General features: G+C 57.1%; 16 protein-coding genes. 7 read left to right on the top strand and 9 right to left on the bottom strand.

From position 1 onward, the window contains the following. Window positions 1-229 precede the first annotated feature (229 nt). The 6 genes from tsf to HUV30_RS06505 all read right to left on the bottom strand — a co-directional run bounded on the left by tsf (window position 230) and on the right by HUV30_RS06505 (window position 7,640). Window positions 230-1,051 carry a translation elongation factor Ts gene (gene tsf / locus HUV30_RS06480; RefSeq protein ID WP_174404589.1) on the bottom strand — a complete coding sequence of 274 codons (822 nt, stop codon included), beginning with the start codon at window positions 1,049-1,051 and terminating at the stop codon, window positions 230-232. Window positions 1,052-1,072: 21 nt separating this feature from the next. Continuing rightward, the gene (gene rpsB / locus HUV30_RS06485; RefSeq protein ID WP_174404590.1) at window positions 1,073-1,834 is read right to left on the bottom strand and encodes a 30S ribosomal protein S2; all 762 of its coding nucleotides are present in this window, start codon (window positions 1,832-1,834) and stop codon (window positions 1,073-1,075) included. Between the two features lie 240 nt (window positions 1,835-2,074). Next, on the bottom strand, window positions 2,075-2,857 hold the full coding sequence (locus HUV30_RS06490) for a fumarylacetoacetate hydrolase family protein (RefSeq protein WP_174404591.1): 783 nt from the start codon (window positions 2,855-2,857) through the stop codon (window positions 2,075-2,077). A 187-nt stretch (window positions 2,858-3,044) separates the two neighbouring features. Beyond that, entirely contained in the window at window positions 3,045-4,703 is a 1,659-nt protein-coding gene (locus HUV30_RS06495) for a ribonuclease J (RefSeq protein ID WP_174404592.1), read from the bottom strand. Continuing rightward, window positions 4,679-5,416, bottom strand: coding sequence for a lysophospholipid acyltransferase family protein (locus tag HUV30_RS06500; protein ID WP_174404593.1), 738 nt, complete (start codon window positions 5,414-5,416; stop codon window positions 4,679-4,681). Before HUV30_RS06500 ends, HUV30_RS06495 begins: the two co-directional genes overlap by 25 nt. A gap of 163 nt (window positions 5,417-5,579) precedes the next feature. Continuing rightward, on the bottom strand, window positions 5,580-7,640 hold the full coding sequence (locus HUV30_RS06505; protein ID WP_174404594.1) for an elongation factor G: 2,061 nt from the start codon (window positions 7,638-7,640) through the stop codon (window positions 5,580-5,582). Between the two features lie 298 nt (window positions 7,641-7,938). Here HUV30_RS06505 and HUV30_RS06510 point away from each other — a divergent pair, with 298 nt between their 5' ends. The 3 genes from HUV30_RS06510 to HUV30_RS06520 all read left to right on the top strand — a co-directional run bounded on the left by HUV30_RS06510 (window position 7,939) and on the right by HUV30_RS06520 (window position 9,131). Beyond that, window positions 7,939-8,436 (top strand): hypothetical protein, encoded by a 498-nt coding sequence (locus HUV30_RS06510; protein ID WP_174404595.1) that lies wholly within the window; start codon window positions 7,939-7,941, stop codon window positions 8,434-8,436. Between the two features lie 84 nt (window positions 8,437-8,520). Next, window positions 8,521-8,784 carry a glutaredoxin family protein gene (locus HUV30_RS06515; RefSeq protein ID WP_174404596.1) on the top strand — a complete coding sequence of 88 codons (264 nt, stop codon included), beginning with the start codon at window positions 8,521-8,523 and terminating at the stop codon, window positions 8,782-8,784. Continuing rightward, window positions 8,781-9,131 carry a ferredoxin-thioredoxin reductase catalytic domain-containing protein gene (locus HUV30_RS06520; RefSeq protein ID WP_243452092.1) on the top strand — a complete coding sequence of 117 codons (351 nt, stop codon included), beginning with the start codon at window positions 8,781-8,783 and terminating at the stop codon, window positions 9,129-9,131. The genes HUV30_RS06515 and HUV30_RS06520 overlap by 4 nt, the downstream gene beginning before the upstream one ends. Window positions 9,132-9,173: 42 nt before the next feature. Here the strand turns inward: HUV30_RS06520 and HUV30_RS06525 are convergent, their stop codons facing one another. Continuing rightward, window positions 9,174-9,968, bottom strand: a complete 795-nt coding sequence (locus HUV30_RS06525) for an amidohydrolase family protein (protein ID WP_174404597.1) — start codon at window positions 9,966-9,968, stop codon at window positions 9,174-9,176. Between the two features lie 230 nt (window positions 9,969-10,198). Here HUV30_RS06525 and HUV30_RS06530 point away from each other — a divergent pair, with 230 nt between their 5' ends. The 4 genes from HUV30_RS06530 (at window position 10,199) to HUV30_RS06545 (ending at window position 13,619) form a co-directional block, all read left to right on the top strand. Beyond that, on the top strand, window positions 10,199-10,510 hold the full coding sequence (locus HUV30_RS06530; protein ID WP_174404598.1) for a hypothetical protein: 312 nt from the start codon (window positions 10,199-10,201) through the stop codon (window positions 10,508-10,510). Window positions 10,511-10,723: 213 nt separating this feature from the next. Further along, window positions 10,724-10,969 (top strand): hypothetical protein, encoded by a 246-nt coding sequence (locus HUV30_RS06535; RefSeq protein ID WP_174404599.1) that lies wholly within the window; start codon window positions 10,724-10,726, stop codon window positions 10,967-10,969. 1 nt (window position 10,970) lies between these two features. Beyond that, a complete protein-coding gene (locus HUV30_RS06540) occupies window positions 10,971-11,339 on the top strand; it encodes a hypothetical protein (RefSeq protein ID WP_174404600.1) in 369 nt (122 codons plus the stop codon). A 141-nt stretch (window positions 11,340-11,480) separates the two neighbouring features. Continuing rightward, window positions 11,481-13,619 carry a heavy metal translocating P-type ATPase gene (locus HUV30_RS06545; RefSeq protein WP_174404601.1) on the top strand — a complete coding sequence of 713 codons (2,139 nt, stop codon included), beginning with the start codon at window positions 11,481-11,483 and terminating at the stop codon, window positions 13,617-13,619. Window positions 13,620-13,715: 96 nt separating this feature from the next. On the opposite strand, the gene HUV30_RS06550 is transcribed toward HUV30_RS06545, so the two are convergent. Both HUV30_RS06550 and HUV30_RS06555 read right to left on the bottom strand, forming a co-directional pair. Continuing rightward, complete coding sequence (locus tag HUV30_RS06550) at window positions 13,716-14,144, bottom strand: HMA2 domain-containing protein (protein ID WP_174404602.1); 429 nt, start codon at window positions 14,142-14,144, stop codon at window positions 13,716-13,718. Between the two features lie 105 nt (window positions 14,145-14,249). After that, window positions 14,250-14,669 carry an acyl-CoA thioesterase gene (locus HUV30_RS06555; RefSeq protein ID WP_174404603.1) on the bottom strand — a complete coding sequence of 140 codons (420 nt, stop codon included), beginning with the start codon at window positions 14,667-14,669 and terminating at the stop codon, window positions 14,250-14,252. Between the last annotated feature and the right edge of the window lie 10 nt (window positions 14,670-14,679).

The following is a 14,679-nucleotide window of genomic DNA, read 5'->3' on the forward strand; positions in this document are numbered from 1 at the left end:
GCTGTTTTTCCGGCCACGCCTGAGGGGGCGGAAGGCGCATGGAAAAAGGGGATTCGGTTTCAGATTTGCGTTTCTGTGCGCCCTTTGGTCACGAAAGTCAAGACACGCGCGGGCCTGTGATTTTGCAGGTGTCCGGGAGGTCTTGGAGCCATTGTTTCGGACCGACGATACCGTACCCAAAAAAAGGGGGTCTTGCGACCCCCTTTAGCGAGCTATGGAAAGAAAAAGGCTATTCTGCCTCTTCCTCTTCGGCTACGGCGTCTTCACCCAGAGCGAAGCGAACGAATTCGACAACCTTGGCACCGCCCTTGAGCAGGTCCTTAACGGCCATCTTGTCGTCGCGGATGTAGGGCTGGTCGAGCAGAGTAACTTCCTTGAAGAACTTCTGCATGCGGCCGTCCACGATCTTGTCGACAATGTTCTCGGGCTTGCCTTCTTCCAGGGTCTTCTGACGATGGATTTCGCGTTCGCGGGCGATCAGGTCGGCCGGAATGCTGGAAGAGTCCAGAGAAACGGGGTTGGTAGCGGCTACCTGCATGGCAATGTTCTTGGCCAGTTCTGCGTCGGAGCTGCCTTCGATGGCAACCAGAACGCCGATCTTGCCGTTGGAGTGCACGTAGGAACCGATAACGCCGTCGTTAGCCAGTGCAACACGGGCTGCACGGCCGGCGGACATGTTTTCACCCAGGGTGGCGATGCAGTCGGTCACGTCATTGGCTACGCGGTCAGTAAAGCCTTCTGCGCCGTTGGCTGCAACGTCCTGTGCGAACTTCTGGGAAAGGGCGATGAAGGCTTCGTTGCGTGCAACGAAGTCGGTTTCGCACTTGAATTCGGCCAGAGCGGCAACCTTGCCTTCAACCACGCAGCCCACGAGGCCTTCGGTGGTGGCACGACCGGCCTTCTTGGCAGCCTTGGAGAGGCCCTTCTGGCGCAGCCAGTCGATTGCCTTCTCTTCGTCTCCGTTGTTTTCTGCAAGAGCCTTCTTGCAGTCCATCATGCCGGCGCCGGTCTTATCGCGCAGGCTCTTCACCATAGCGGCGGAAATAGACATATGTATTCTCCCGTGGTGATTTTATTCTTCGTCCTTGCCGGCTTCAGCTTCAGCAGCGGCAGCCATGGCAACTTCAGGATCAGCGTCCTTGCCGTCCTTGCCCATTGCGGCGCCTTCCATGCAGGCTTCGGCAATGTGGGCTACGAACAGCTTGATGGCGCGGATGGCGTCGTCGTTGCCGGGAATAACGTAGTCGATCACGTCGGGATCGCAGTTGGAGTCGGTGATGGCAACAATCGGGATACCGAGCTTGCGGCATTCCTTAACGGCGATTTCTTCGCGCTTGGGGTCCACGATGAATGCCAGCTGGGGCAGACGATCCATGTTCTTGATACCGCCGAGGGTCAGTTCCAGCTTATCCATCTCGCGACGGAGAGTCAGAATTTCCTTCTTCTGGTAACGGTTGATGGTGCCGTCTTCAAACATGGCTTCCAGCTTCTTCAGGCGGTCGATGGACTTGCGAATGGTCTGGAAGTTGGTGAGCGTGCCGCCCATCCAACGGTTGGTTACGAAGAACTGATCTGCGCGGGAAGCTTCGGTGCGAACAGCTTCGTGAGCCTGACGCTTGGTGCCGATGAAGATGACCTTGCCGCCCTTGGCAACGGTTTCAGCAACCTTGTCATGAGCGCGGCGGAACAGCTTTGCAGTCTGCTGCAGGTCCATGATGTGGATGCCGTTGCGTGCGCCGAAAATGAAGGGGCGCATCTTGGGGTTCCAGCGGCGGGTCTGATGGCCGAAGTGGACGCCGGTCTCCAGCATCTGCTTCATTGATACGTAAGACATGTGTAACTCCTGTAATTGGGTTTTCTTCCACCCCGAGCCATGACCCTCGACCTGCAAGAAGGTACGTGTTTACGCCGACTTGAAGGCACCCAAGGACGAAACTCGGAGTGTGCTTTATGTATAAAAGGCACGAGTAGATAAGCCGCTTTCAGGGAAAAAGCAAGCGTTTGTGCGCGTTGGCGGCGAATTTTATCAGATAATAAAGAAGGGGGTGCGGGACGGAAATCCGTCCGCGAAGCCCTACTGCAGGGGCACTTCGTCTTCGCCGGTTCGCCCCATGCTGTCGCGCACCGGATTGATGAGCAGGCCCATGTTCTCCACTTCCACCCGAATCTCGTCTCCCGGCTGCATGGGGCCTATCCCGGGCGGGGTGCCGGTGAGAATCACGTCACCCGGTAGCAGCGTCATGACCTGCGAGATATGCACCACCAGATCATAGGGAGAGAAGAGCATGTCCGAGGTGTGTCCTTCCTGCATGACCTGACCGTTCTTTATGCACCGTATGGTCAGGTCGTCGGGGTTCTTCACGTCCGTCTCAATCCACGGCCCTATGGGCAGGAAGGTATCAAATCCCTTGCAGCGGCCGAACCATGGGTCATTTTTCTGCAGGTCGCGCGCGGTGACATCATTGGCGCAGGTGAAACCGAAAATGCTGTCCGGCACCTGATCGTGGCGCAGTCTGCGGCATTCCTTGCCTATGACGATGGCCAGCTCAGCTTCGTAGTCCACCTGTTTGGAGATTTCCGGCAGCAGAATGGGCTGGCCGGAACCGATGACGGCGGACGGGGGCTTGAGAAAATAGACCGGCTCATCCGAAACGGGCATGCCAAGTTCTGCCGCATGGGCCCTGTAATTCAGTCCCACGCACACGATTTTGGACGGCGTGACAACGGGGAGGATGGAAACGTCTTCCAACGGAATGGGATCAACCAGCCCGAGCTGGGGGTTCAGGCAGAGTACGGTATCCTCGCGCAAGGCGGCGTAGAAGGCGGTATTGTTGTAGCGGACCCTGAGAACGCGCATGTCTCCTCCGTTGCGGGACGTTGTGAGCGTGCGGCAGTGTTCCGGCTTTGTGGCAGCCGGCACTGCGGGGCAGTATGCGGTGCAGGGCCGGAAGCGTCCATTATTCTTCCGGTTTCCTGAAGCTGCACAGCACTGGACACAGCCTCCGGCGTATCCGCGGCACGTGCATGCTGCAATTCGTAAGCCGTTATACCATGGTGATAACGGGCAGAACCACAGGGTCGCGCTCCAGCACCTTGCGGAAGAATCTTCGCAGGGTGGACCGGATACGGTCCTGCAGTTTTTCCAGATCGCCGGGGCTCATGTTCTCCAGTATATCCAGAACGATGCATTTGGCATCTTCCAGCACGTGGTTGTAATGGGCCTCAAATATGAAGCCCTTGGAAACGATGTCCGGTCCGTGCAGAATCTCCCAGATCTGTTCGTCGAGCACGAGGAAGACTACCACCATGCCTTCGCCGCCCAGAATCTGGCGCTCCTTGAGTACGGAAGAGCCTACATCGCCCACGCCCTTGCCGTCCACCAGAACGGTTTCAAGGTTGATGCGCGGTTCCTTGCGTATGCCTTCGGGCAGCAGGGTGAGGGGATCTCCGTCTTCCAGAATGATGGTGTGCTCCTGCGGAATGCCGCATTCATGGGCAAGGCGGCAATGCTTGACCAGATGCCGGTATTCGCCGTGCACCGGCACGAAGAAGCGGGGCCGCACGGTTTCCAGCATGGTACGCAGTTCTTCGCGGTAGGCGTGTCCCGATGCATGGATGTTACGGAAATTCTCGTAATAGACCTCCGCCCCGAGGCGGTACATGTCGTTGATAAGGCGGGTGATGGCCCGCGCGTTGCCCGGAATGAAGCGGGACGACATGATGACGGTGTCCCCTTCCTTGATGGCGAGGGAACGGTGCTCGCCGCGCGTGATGCGCGACAGGGCGGAAAGCGGTTCGCCCTGCGAGCCTGTGACCAGCAGAACAATCTCGTTGTCCGGCAGGGCGGGCATATCCTGCGGGTCCATATACACGCCGGAAGGCACGCGCATGAAGCCAAGGTCGCGGGCAATATCTATGTTGTTCAGCAGGCTGCGGCCGGAAACGGCCACCTTGCGGCCGTACTTGGCGGCAATGTCGAACACTTCCTGTATGCGCTGTATGTGGCTGGAGAACAGGGTGACCACCACGCGGCCGGTCGCATCGCGGAAAATGCCGTCGAAGGTGTCGCGGATCTCGCGTTCGCCCAGCGAATGCCCGTCGCGTTCGATGTTGGTAGAGTCCGAGAGCAGCAGCTGCACGCCTTCGTCCGAGAAACGGCGGAAGGCGTCAAGGTCGGTGCTGTGGCCGTCTATGGGGTTGGGGTCCAGTTTGAAGTCGCCCGTGTGCACCACGCGCCCCACCGGAGTTTCTACGCCGAGGCCGAAGCCTTCAATGATGGAGTGGCACACGGGGAAGAAGTTGAAAACCATGTCGCCAAGGGCAAGGCGTTGGCCCGGTTCCACCACCACCAGCTCGGAACGGTCGAGCAGATTGGCTTCCCGCAGCTTGTGTTCCACCAGTGCCATGGTGAATCGTGAACCGTAAATGGGAACGTGCAGCCACGGCATGAGCCAGGGCAGTGCTCCTATATGGTCTTCGTGCCCGTGGGTGAGCACAATGCCGCGCACCTTCTCTTTCTGGCGGAGAATGTGGTCAAACTGGGGAATGACCACGTCGATGCCGAGAAGATAGTCGTCCGGAAACATGAGTCCGCAATCCACAAGCACCGACGTGGTGGCCGTGGACCAGATGGTGCAGTTCATGCCTATTTCGCCATACCCGCCGAGCGGGGTGAGCGTTAGAAAGTCTTGGTGGTCCGGCATGCGCGCATCTCCAGATAGGCGTTGTTCATCAGTGTGTGCAGTTCGGTGAGAAAACGGTTGCGGTCTTTGATCGTGTAGCCGGAAAGGTCTGCGGGAGGCAGGGCTTTCACCCGCACCACATGGCGGCGTTTGAGGGTGATGTGTCCCTTGGGAAGAATTTCGCCTGTGCCGTCCATGACCACGGGTACCACGGGCAGACCTGCTTTGAGCGCCAGAATGATGCCGCCGGGTTTGAAGCTGCCCAGTCTGGACGTGTCCAGTTGCCGGGTGCCCTCGGGAAAAATGACTATGGAGCGTCCTGCTTTGGCTGTTTCCGCTGCCTTGTCCATGGACTTCATGGCACTGCGGCTGTTCTTGCGGTCAATGGGAATATGCTTGCCCAGACTGAAGGCCCAGCCCACGAAGGGAATGCGGAACAGGCTCTTCTTGGCAACGAAGGCCGGATAATGCGAGCGCAGCAGCAGGGTGCTGATGGGAATATCAAACTGGCTCTGATGGTTCACCATGAAGACGACGGGCCCGCGGGCGGGCACGGCGTTGAGGTCGGCTTCAAGCCGGATACCGGACAAGGCGACGGCGCAGCGGCTCCACAGGGCGGCCAGATAGGCGCAGGCCCTGCCCGCCGGCGCAAAGACGCCAACGATCATGGTGGCTATGCTGATGGCCAGCGTTGCCGTCAGAAAGGAGAGATAAAACCATATGGTACGGATCATTGGACCTTCCAAATGTAGTCAAGTGTGCCACGCTAACGGAAAATGCGCGTTGTCTCAAGTGGGCTGAACAAGCAAATAATGGAATGAAGGACTATTCCTGCCCCTGAGAGCGGTCGTAAAAGAAGCAGCCCCGTCGTTACCGGCGGGGCTGCAATGGGTCATGCTAGTCTCTTGCAGACTGATATTCGGCCACCACGCGGTCCACAACCGGTGGCGGTGCTTCTTCGTAGTGGGTGAGTTCCATGGTGAACACGCCCTGACCGCCCGTCATGGAGCGCAGGTCCGGTGCGTAGCGCAGCACTTCGTTCATGGGCACGTGGGCCTTGATTTCCGTGATGCCCTGCTGGGAATCGGAACCGAGCACCTTGCCACGGCGCGAAGAAAGGTCGCCGATGACATCGCCCATGTATTCATCCGGAATCTGAACGGAAAGAAGGACAATGGGTTCCAGCAGGGCGGGCTTCACTTTTTCCATGGCGCTCTTCAGCGCAAGCGAGCCGGCGATCTTGAAGGCCATTTCAGAGGAGTCCACGTTGTGGTACGAGCCGTCGTACAGCTTGGCGCGGAAGTCCACCAGCGGATAGCCGGCAAGGTAGCCGCGCTGTGCCGATTCCTGAATGCCCTTGTCCACTGCGGGAATGTACTGGCGGGGAATGACGCCGCCCACGATGGCATCCTCGAATTCGTAGCCGAACCCGTGGGGCATGCCTTCTATTTCCACCCAGCAGTCACCGAACTGGCCGCGTCCGCCGGACTGCTTCTTGTGTCGTCCCTGTACCTGCGCCTTGCCCTTGATGGTTTCGCGGTAGGGCACCTTGGGCGTTTTGAGTTCTATTTCGCACTTGTACCGGCGCATGGCTTTTTCCACGCTGGTCTCTATGTGCATCTGGCCCATGCCCGAGATGAGGATATCGCTCGATTCCTCGGCGCGGGAAAGGCGCAGCGTGATGTCTTCATCAAGCAGCTTATGCACGGCTGCATACACCTTGTCTTCGTCGCCCTTTTCTTTCGGTGCGAGCGCGTAGGAGATGAGACGAGGCGGCAGGGTTGGCTGAACAAGCCTGAAAGGTTTTTTTTCATCGGCGAGGGTGTCGCCGGTTTTGGTCATCTTCAGCTTCGGCAGGGCGATAATGGCACCGGGGCCCACACCGCCGCGGGCGGGGGCAGATTCTTTGCCCACCATGTAAAGGGGGGTGCCAATGCGCTCTGATTCGTCCTTGTTCACGTTGCGCAGGCCCGTTTCGCCGTTCAGGGTGCCAGAGAGCACGCGCATGACGGTGAGCTGGCCCGCAAAGGGGTCTGCAAGTGTTTTAAAGGCGAACATGGCAAGGGGGGCATCGGGGTCGGAAGCGCGTGTCTCGCCTTCCGTACCTTCCCATGCGGCGTGTTCCATGGGATTGGGGAACAGGTTCTGGATGGTGTCCAGCAACTGGGAGCCGCCCTTGTTTTCAAGCGAAGAACCGACAACCACCGGAACCAGTTCGCCCTTGAGCACGCCTATGTGCAGGCCGCGGGCAATTTCTTCAGGTTCGAGTTCGCCGGTTTCCAGATATTTTTCCATCAGTTCTTCATCGCTTTCGGCGATGTTTTCGATGGTGGCCTCACGCAGCATGGAGACTTCGTCGGCCATGTCGGCAGGAATGGGAATTTCCGAAAATTTGCCATCGGCCTCGAAGGAGAATGCCTTCTCGCCGAGAATGTCCACAACACCCTTGAAGTCCTGTTTGGAACCTATGGGCATGTACAGCAGGACCGTGCGCATGCCCAGCATGGAGGAGAGGCCGTTGAACGCCATGTCAAAGTCCGCACGGTCGCGGTCCATCTTGTTGATGAAGACAATGGCGGGCAGCCCCGCGCTCTTGACGAAGTTCCACAGACGTTTGGTGAGGGGGCGAACACCGTCTACGGCATCCACAACAAAAACGGCGCTATCCGCACCCTTGAGCAGGTACTGGATATCGCCGATAAAGTTGTTGTCGCCGGGGGTGTCGATGAGGAAGTGACGGTTCTTCTGCCATTCGAAGGTGGCGAAGGCGGGCTGCACAGAGCCGCGGCGCTTCACTTCCTCAGGTTCATAGTCGAGGGTGGTGGAACCCTCCTCGACCTTCCCAAGGCGGTTGATGACGCCAGACTGAAACAGCAGCATTTCAGCCAGCGACGTCTTTCCGCAACCTCCGGTGCCTACAATTGCATAGGTTCTCTGGGTCTCCAGTGCTTTGGACATATACCTCTCCCTTACTCAGTTGAAACCAGTTAAGACGGAGTTTTCAGGCCCGGCAGCCGGGCGTTCGGTCCATTGCGAATATGCGGAGGGGAAATCAGTGCGGCGTGCCCTCCGACTTTTCCCGATGATGCCACATTGAAGAAGCTGAACCTAGATGTCAACCCTGTTTGTAAAAACGATTGAGTGAGTGAACAACTTCAGGGCGGAGTATCTTATCGTGCCGCCATGGTTTACCCTTTGTATTGACCATGACGCACAACTGATAGATGATGCGGCAGTATTTTGCAGAGGAGCAGTCATGTATTTCAATCTGATTATCGGGGCGATCGTACTCGGAGCCCTGTATTTTCTCGGCAAGGAGATTGCGAGGCGGCTGCGTTCGCCGCGTGCCATCCTGCAGGAAGAGCTTGAAGAGCGCCGCAAGCGCAATGAAAGAGTGCAGGAAAACCTGCAGCGGCTTCGACAGCGTGCCATATCAAAAATGGTACCCGTGCGGCAGGCAATCAACGACATGAATGCTTCTCTCATGGAATCGCAGCGTTTCACGCTGGAAGGCGTTGAGGATACGGTGGTCCTGCGCCAGAACGGCGTGACCATAACCGTGACCTACCAGCTTGCGAGTTTTTCTGTGGATGGCACCCCGCGCGAACTGCGGGATGATGTAGCCCAGTATGAGCGGTATGTCATAGAGGTGCAGCATGTGGCGGAAGACCGTTTCCACACGCGGGAGGCTGTGACCAGTGAAGAGGCAATACGGCTTGTGGCCCGGGAAATAGCGGTTCTGCTGCAACGATAAGGGCGTTCTGCCTGGTGCGTTGTCATTGGCATCGGCTGCTGCTATGCTGAACCATTCAGTACACGATACGACGAGGAAATTCTTATGGCAAAGACCTGCAACGTAACTCTGTATGCCTTATCCACCTGCATTCACTGCAAAAAAACCAAGCAGTTTCTTGAGGATAACGACGTGCAGTTCAAGGTGGTATACGTGGACCAGCTCACCGGCGACGAGCGCAAGGATACCATTGCCCGTATCAAGGAACACAACCCCAAGCTTTCGTTCCCGACCATCATCATAGACGAGGGTGTGTGTGTCATCGTCGGCTTCCATAAGGACGAGCTTCAGGAGGCGCTGGATATATGAGTAAGCAGATGACCGTGGAGCAGCTCTATGAGATGCTCAAGAAATTTCAGGAGCCCAAGGGCAATTTCTTCAACAAGGACATGACCATGACCATGCCCCTGCTCGAGAATCTTCTCGTGAACAAGGAGCGCTACGGCTACATGGCCTGCCCCTGCCGTCTGCCTAACGGCACCTTTGAAGAAGACAAGGATATCGTCTGCCCCTGCGTATACCGCGAGGAAGACATGAAGGAATACGGCGCATGCTTCTGCGGCCTGTATGTCACGGCAGAAGTGAACGAGCGGGAGGATACCTCCATCGTCGTTCCGGAACGCCGTCCCCCGGAAAAGATTCTGGGTCAGGACTAGAAAGAGCAAAAGCCCTGCCGCATTGAGCGGCAGGGCCTTTTTTTATTGATCTAATCCCAGCGCTACGGCGCTGTTACGCAGAATCTGTTCCAGCTCCGCGTCGCTCAGCTTCAGGCGTTTGCGCAGTCTGGCCATTTCGTCCGCCGGATCATAGAGCGGGTAATCCGACCCGAAGAGAATGCGCTCGCGCGGGTGCTTCTTCCAGATGGCGGCAAGGGTTGCGTCGTCTATGAACTCCAGCGAGCTGGAGGTGTCTATGTAGACATCTCTGCCGATGGTGCTTTCCAGCGCATACTTCCAGTGCCGGTAGCCGCCCATGTGGGCCGCGATGAACCGTGCGCGGGGGAAGAGGTCCATGAGGGCCGCAAGCTTGTAGGGGCAGGAGGGGTTCTGTTCTGGCGGCAGCACATCGCCGATGTGCAGCATGAACATGAAGTGGTCCTGTGCCTCTTCGATGATGGGGTGCAGGCGCGGGTCATCCAGACGGAAGCTCTGGAATTCCGGATGCAGCTTAAGGCCCCGTATGCCGCTTTTCTTCAGCCGGTCCAGCTGGCATGCCCAGTCCTCGTAGTCGGGATGGATGGTGCCGAACGGAATGACCGAAGGATGCGCCTCCTTCAGAGCCAGCGCAAAATTGTTGGCCGGAATAACCTGCGCTGCGGCCGTGGCGGCGGAATGCACCACAACCCTGTCTATGCCTGCCTTGCGGGCTCTTGCCAGCAAATCTTCAATAAGCCCGGAACCTACGCCTTGGATGCCGTAATGCTGCCCCAGCTGTTGCAGTACCTTGTCGGCGATCTTCGGGTGGAAGGCGTGAGTGTGCACATCTATAAACATGGGCAGTTGCTTACAGCCGCCTCGGGGAAAAGGCAAGATGGTATGTGACTATCAGGCCGGTATGTCGGGTGCTTATTTCGAACGCCGCAGGGCAGATGCCAATCATAATGTTTGGCGTGGTTGGCATGTTTGTTTTGTTGGGTGAGTACGGTGCACAATACTTGACCGCAAAGGGGACGGAACCTACCTTGTAGAACATTGATAAAACGACGTTTCGGAGTTGCTCTCATATGGATTTTTCTACGCTGGCCAAACTACGAAGGCATCTTTCCATAAAACACCACATTCCCGGAAGGCTCCGCCTGCGCTTCAGCAAGAGTGTGCTGGCAGACCCTGCTGCCTTGGCTGTGATCAAGGCACCTCCGGCAAAGCCCAAGGCCGTGTTCAGAGCGGACCTGAACCTCATGGCGCAGTCTGTGACAATAGAATACGACGCTCAGGTCATTCCACCTGATTTGCTGAACGAATTACTCGGCGCCCCGGACGACATGGCGTCCGCCAACGCACTGGAAACCCTGCACCAACTTCTCTACGCCGCATAATGCGGCGTTTTTTTTGCGCCATGGAGGCGTTTTTTTGTTCCTTGACGATGAAAATCATTTTCATTATCAACTGTGATCCCGTGTGACAAAATATAATTGGTTGGCGGGGGCTCTGCGTACATTTTGTAGATTCGGAATAGTTCACGTTTTCAGTGGCTCGCAGCTGAGCAGAGCATACGCACAGTATAATGAACGTAAGGAAGGGAGGAGCCGATGCAGGATTGGGCAGAGAAGTTGTTGTTTGTGGCTGCCGGTGCAGCTGCAGGAGCATTGGGGTTGGTTGCGTGGCAGAACCGCGACCGCTTGCATGAATTGCTGGATGTCGCTTTGGACAAGGGGCAGGAGCTTATGAAGGACCAGATGCAGGATCTGGAAAACATGGCTGCCGCGACTGGTACGACGGGCGCGACTGGTGGAGCAGGCGGATCTGCTCACAATGCCGCCGGAAAGGAGGCATAGCATGGGAATAAACAGACTTGCGTATTTTCTGGCTGGCGCAGTGCTTGGTGCTTCCGGGTATGCTCTTGTCCGCTCTGGCAAAGGACAGGCTCTGCTTTCCGGGATAGTGCAGGGCGGTTACGGCGTAACCGAAGGGGTGCTCGCCCGTATTGAGACCCTGAAAGAAGATATTGAAGATTACATGGCTGAAGCCCGGTACAACAACGAGCAAAAGGCCCGCGATGAGCATGAGCAGGCTGCATCTCCTGTTACTCCTCCGGCTGCAAAGCCCAAGGCAGCCGCCAGAAAGCCTGCAAAGGCCAAGGCTGAAACCGCTGCAAAAGCAAAACCGGCAAGCAAGGGCAAAACGGTGAAAAAGGCCAAAGCCTGATCCCGTGGCGTATTTGGTGTGGCGAAAAATTCTTCGCTCAAGAAAAGGATACGCCTGTTGTAAGGATGCAACCTGTCGTACCGGTATATGCCGTAATCCTGTTGCGGCAGTCCATTGATCTGTGATGCCTTAGGATAATGCATGATTATAGTTCGCAGCATACCCGGACGCGTTCGGTTTTCAGCCGCATCGGCAGAGGTGATGCCTCTCTTGCAGGCACGATTGCACGAAGCCGTCCGTGACATGCAGGTTGAGATAGCCTTTGTCTTCAATCCCCGTACGGGGCGCGGGTTGCTCACCTTTGTGCAGGACGACGAATTGACCAGAGTTGTCCTGATTGCCGTGGAAGAGGTGGCGGAGCAATTAACACAGCCCGCACTGCCCCCATGCCGCCATGCGGAGTCAGGTGACCCGGCAGCCTGCACCCTCCCGATGCTCGGCAGCAATGTGGTGGAAACGGAAAAGCTTGATTCACCCTTCCTTATCATCGCCCGCAAGGTTGGACGGTTTTATCTGACCAAGCTGCTGATGCCTCCCTGGCTCAGGCCGTATTGGACGCTCTTTTCTGTCATGCCCTTACTCTTGGAGGGGGTGAAGTCGCTGCTGCGCGGCAAGCTCAATGTCAGCGTGCTGGATGCTGCGGCCATCGGTGCATCCATTGCCATGCGCGATTTCAATACCGCAGGCACTGTGCATCTGCTGCTGGATATCAGCGAAACGCTTGAAGACTGGACGAGGGAAAAATCCCGCGCGGACCTTGCTGCCCTGTATCGGGGCGACAGCAAGCCGGTGTGGGTCATGCGTGGCTCAGGCCCCGTATCCATTCCTTCCGGCGAACTTGTGGCCGGAGATATGGTCATTGTCCGCAGTGGCTCCCGTATTCCGGTTGATGGCGTTGTTGCCGACGGCATGGCCATGGTCAACCAGTCCTCCATGACAGGCGAACCCATGCCGGTGAAGAAAAGCGTTGGTGCCGAGGTCTTTGCCGGAACGGTTGTGGATGAGGGAAATATCATCATCCTTTCCGAGGGAGTGGGAGATGAAACGCGTTTTGCCAAGATTGCGCGGATCATTTCCGAATCCGAAGGACTCAAGGCAGATATTCACGGGCAGGCCGTCAGGCTGGCGGACAAGATTGTTCCCTTTTCCTTCATACTCTCGGGGCTGGTATTCCTGTTCACCCGTAACTGGATGAAGGCGGCGTCCGTTCTTCTGGCGGACTACTCCTGCGCCATCAAGCTGGCAACACCGCTGGCTGTGCGTTCTGCCATGCTGGAAGCGGCACACAGAGGTGCCGTCATCAAGGGGGGCAGGCATATCGAGGCGCTGGCGCGCATGGATGCCATTGTTCTGGACAAGACAGGAACGCTGACCGAGGCCCGCCCGGTGGTGATGGATATCTGCCCCGTGAACGGCTTCAGCCGTGAGTTTGTTCTGCGCAATGCCGCGTGCATGGAGGAGCATTTCCCCCATCCTGTTGCGGAAGCCATTGTGCGAAAGGCGGAAGAAGAAGGACTGCACCATGAGGAAGATCATGCCGAAGTAGAGTACATTCTGGCCCACGGCATATCCACCACGCTGCATGGCGAAAGGATGATTCTGGGCAGCCGCCACTTTGTTCACGAGGACGAAGGCATCGATATTGATGAGGCGGCCACCTATATTCAGCGCTGCACCGATTCGGGGCTCTCATTGCTCTACTTTGGCGTCGGAGGCAGGCTGGCCGGGGTAATTGCCTTGGAAGATCCCTTGCGGCCCAGTGCGCATCGTTTTATCCGGCGTCTGGAAAACGCGGGTATGGAACGCATTATCATGCTGACCGGAGACGGGCAGGGAACCGCTCAGGCCGTGGCCGAAGAACTGGAGATAACCGAGTACTACGCACAGGCCTTGCCTGATCAGAAAACGGACCTCATAGACCGGCTGCGTGAGGAAGGCTATGTGGTGGCCATGGTGGGTGACGGTATCAACGATTCTGCGGCGCTGACACGGGCGGACGTGGGCGTTTCCATGAAGCATGGAGCAGACATCGCTCGTGAGGCTTGTGATGTGATGATTACCAGCGACAGGCTGGACAGCCTGATGGATTCCATTGCCATATCCCGCAAGACCATGCGCAGGGTGCGAAGGAACTTCATGTTCATCGTGGTGAGCAACACCATATTCATAGGGCTGGGGCTGACCGGTCTGATTTCACCCGCCATGTTGGCTCTGCTGCATAACTCGGGTACGGTTCTCACCTGCGCACATAGCATGCGGCCTGTGCTTTCCGGTAATTGACTTCAACAGAACAGAAAGGAAAAGGCGGAACCATGTTCCGCCTTTTTTTATGCTCTTCAGAATTTGTCTGCCAACCGGTCTGTTCCGGATGGCACGTTAGCTCATCAAGGTTCGCCGGTTTTGGTACAGGTGGCCGCTGAGCAGGGTCAGAAAGGCTCCGCCCGCTACGGCATGCCAGCGGCCGGAATAGGCCAGCGCCCCAATGGCTGTCCCCAAAGCCAGCCCCATGCCGAGCTTTACATTGCGGCGGGCTGCACGGCTGCCGAAGGCCCGGTTAAAGGAACTGAGCCCTTCCTGCACCTTGACCACATCGATATGCAGAAACTCGGCGATGCGTTTGAAGATGACCTCGGCCTTGATGCGGGCCTTGTCAAAAAGAACCAGCATGCTGCCGATACGTTTGTTCAGCTGAACATCAAGAATGCCCTTTGCTGCGAGCAATTCGTCCCGCAAGGAATATCCCAACTCACCGACTTTTAGCGCGCCGTTTCTGAAACGGATTCTGCCTTGGCTCATAGCGTGCATTGTTGCCTCCAGATGATTAGTACCCATTGCATACCACAAACCAACGGGACGGTGTCAACGTGCGCAGGTGATAATCAATTACATCACGCCAAAGGGAGTGACTGTTCAGATAGTTCCACCCGTAAACAGGCTTTTCAGCCAGTCCGGCACTGCCACGGGGCGGCCCGTGTTGTTGACGCAGGCGTGCTGCGTCATGCCGGTTGCCAGCACCTTATCTTTTGTTTCGTTGAGAATTTCGTAGGTAAAGGTGATGGATGCCTTGCCCCATTCGGCAATGCCCACGCGCACGAAAACCAGATCATCATACCGTGCGGGGGCGCGGTAGCGGCACTGGGCCTCGCGCACGGGCAGCATTATGCCCCGTTCTTCCACCGTGGCGTAGCTCATGCCGCGCTCGCGGATGAACTCGCTTCTGCCGCGTTCAAACAGGTGCAGGTATTCGGCGTAATACAGCACCCCCATGGTGTCTGTTTCACCGTAGGAAATACGGTGGGCAAGCAATGTCTCCGGTGTGGGAAAACTCATGGCGAAACTC

Source organism: Desulfovibrio subterraneus (genome assembly GCF_013340285.1).
In the GTDB taxonomy this organism is placed as follows: domain Bacteria; phylum Desulfobacterota; class Desulfovibrionia; order Desulfovibrionales; family Desulfovibrionaceae; genus Halodesulfovibrio; species Halodesulfovibrio subterraneus.

Bases quoted from the DNA above. Each gene is read 5' to 3' on its own strand.
- tsf (WP_174404589.1), bottom strand. From the start codon at position 1,051: ATGTCTATTTCCGCCGCTATGGTGAAGAGCCTGCGCGATAAGACCGGC.
- rpsB (WP_174404590.1), bottom strand. From the start codon at position 1,834: ATGTCTTACGTATCAATGAAGCAGATGCTGGAGACCGGCGTCCACTTC.
- HUV30_RS06490 (WP_174404591.1), bottom strand. From the start codon at position 2,857: ATGCGCGTTCTCAGGGTCCGCTACAACAATACCGCCTTCTACGCCGCC.
- HUV30_RS06495 (WP_174404592.1), bottom strand. From the start codon at position 4,703: ATGCCGGACCACCAAGACTTTCTAACGCTCACCCCGCTCGGCGGGTAT.
- HUV30_RS06500 (WP_174404593.1), bottom strand. From the start codon at position 5,416: ATGATCCGTACCATATGGTTTTATCTCTCCTTTCTGACGGCAACGCTG.
- HUV30_RS06505 (WP_174404594.1), bottom strand. From the start codon at position 7,640: ATGTCCAAAGCACTGGAGACCCAGAGAACCTATGCAATTGTAGGCACC.
- HUV30_RS06510 (WP_174404595.1), top strand. From the start codon at position 7,939: ATGTATTTCAATCTGATTATCGGGGCGATCGTACTCGGAGCCCTGTAT.
- HUV30_RS06515 (WP_174404596.1), top strand. From the start codon at position 8,521: ATGGCAAAGACCTGCAACGTAACTCTGTATGCCTTATCCACCTGCATT.
- HUV30_RS06520 (WP_243452092.1), top strand. From the start codon at position 8,781: ATGAGTAAGCAGATGACCGTGGAGCAGCTCTATGAGATGCTCAAGAAA.
- HUV30_RS06525 (WP_174404597.1), bottom strand. From the start codon at position 9,968: ATGTTTATAGATGTGCACACTCACGCCTTCCACCCGAAGATCGCCGAC.
- HUV30_RS06530 (WP_174404598.1), top strand. From the start codon at position 10,199: ATGGATTTTTCTACGCTGGCCAAACTACGAAGGCATCTTTCCATAAAA.
- HUV30_RS06535 (WP_174404599.1), top strand. From the start codon at position 10,724: ATGCAGGATTGGGCAGAGAAGTTGTTGTTTGTGGCTGCCGGTGCAGCT.
- HUV30_RS06540 (WP_174404600.1), top strand. From the start codon at position 10,971: ATGGGAATAAACAGACTTGCGTATTTTCTGGCTGGCGCAGTGCTTGGT.
- HUV30_RS06545 (WP_174404601.1), top strand. From the start codon at position 11,481: ATGATTATAGTTCGCAGCATACCCGGACGCGTTCGGTTTTCAGCCGCA.
- HUV30_RS06550 (WP_174404602.1), bottom strand. From the start codon at position 14,144: ATGCACGCTATGAGCCAAGGCAGAATCCGTTTCAGAAACGGCGCGCTA.
- HUV30_RS06555 (WP_174404603.1), bottom strand. From the start codon at position 14,669: ATGAGTTTTCCCACACCGGAGACATTGCTTGCCCACCGTATTTCCTAC.